This window comes from Paraburkholderia sp. Cpub6 (genome assembly GCF_014201065.1).
GTDB classification, from domain to species: Bacteria; Pseudomonadota; Gammaproteobacteria; order Burkholderiales; family Burkholderiaceae; genus Paraburkholderia; species Paraburkholderia tuberum.
Genome location: NZ_JACHDM010000086.1, coordinates 1 through 1474, shown reverse-complemented (window position 1 = coordinate 1474; position 1474 = coordinate 1). Strand labels below are relative to the sequence as shown.

Annotated in this window: 1 protein-coding gene; it reads left to right on the top strand. The window is 63.8% G+C overall.

The features are described 5' to 3' along the window. The first annotated feature begins 90 nt into the window (after positions 1 to 90). A complete protein-coding gene (locus HDG33_RS36800; protein ID WP_184041219.1) occupies positions 91 to 1221 on the top strand; it encodes an IS110 family transposase in 1131 nt (376 codons plus the stop codon). Positions 1222 to 1474: the final 253 nt, after the last annotated feature.

Below are 1474 nucleotides of genomic sequence, written 5' to 3'. Positions count from 1 at the left end.
CGTGAGGAATCAAACGCGGGTTAGCATTGCTGCCAGAGCCGCACGGTGTGGACAGGGCCACACCCGGCGATTTCCGACACGGAGGCCAGCATGGAACACGATAGCACGCTCTACGTGGGTCTTGACGTTCACAAGGACTCGATCACGGTTGCCTATGCGCTCGGCGCAGGCGAAGTCGAACTGCCTGGCAAGACTGGTACGACGAAGACGGATATCGATCGCCTGTGCAAGCGCCTGCAGTCGAAAGCGCGGCACATCCGCGTTGTCTACGAGGCGGGTCCATGCGGCTACGGGCTTTACCGTCAGCTCGTGCAGAAGGGATTCGAGTGTATGGTGTGCGCACCATCGTTGATTCCCAGGAAGCCCGGCGAGCGCGTCAAGACCGATCGACGCGATGCGGTCAAGCTCGTGCGATCGCTGCGCGCCGGCGACCTGTCAGCGGTGTACGTGCCCAGCGTGGAAGACGAAGCGTTCCGCGATCTGGCGCGCGCGTGGGTGAGCGCGAAGGACGATCTGAAGCGTGCCCGGCAACGACTGAAAGCCTTTCTGCTCTCGCACGGCGTGCGCTACACCGGCCGAGCCGACTGGGGGCCGGCGCACCGGCGCTGGCTGAGCACGTATGCCTTTGACAGCCCATGGCAGCAACTCGCGTTCGAGGAGCTTCGGCGCACCATTGAGGACCGCCTCGCGCAATGCGAGCGTCTCGAAGCCGCGCTGCGCGAGGCGGTCCTCAACTGGCGCTTTTATCCGGCCGTGCTGGGCCTGCAGACCATGCGCGGCGTGCAGTTCACCACGGCGGTGGGCATGCTCGCCGAGCTGGGCGATCTGTCACGCTTCACGCATCCGCGTCAGCTGATGGCCTGGCTGGGCGTGACGCCTTCGGAACACTCGTCGGGCGACAAGCGCCGTCAGGGCAGCATCACGAAGAACGGCAACAGCTACGCGCGAAAACTGCTGGTCGAAGCCGCCTGGAGCTACCAGTACCCCGCCCGCGTGAGCCCCGAGATCCAGCGCCGGCACGAAGGCATCCCGAAGCCCATCGTTGAGCGCGCCTGGGACGCGCAGCTTCGCCTGTGTCGGCGCTACCGGAAGCTCGTCGCGCGCGGCAAGCAGAAGAACATCGCGGTGGTCGCCATCGCCCGTGAACTCGCCGGGTTCATTTGGGACATCAGTCGGCAATCGATGTCGCTTGCCACACGGCGCGAGGGCCTGACGGCCTGACACAACACACGAGCAGTAACCCCTACCCACCCCAACGACTGGAGGAGGAGTTTCCTGAAGGCGGCGTAGCCCGGCACGTGAGTAACCCGCGAGCCCGCTACGCAACGGATTACATCCGACTTGCGGCTTTAGATAGCGGAAGGCTCATCGGACGGACCTCTGTAATGCGGTACCCAACCCGCGGATATCAGCATGATCCACCGTCGAGATGTACTGCTACGTCGCCCTCAGGAAATTCCAACAATATGAATTC

What these genes read in the sequence shown, in the direction of transcription:
- HDG33_RS36800 (WP_184041219.1), top strand. Translation starts at nt 91, where the DNA reads ATGGAACACGATAGCACGCTCTACGTGGGTCTTGACGTTCACAAGGAC.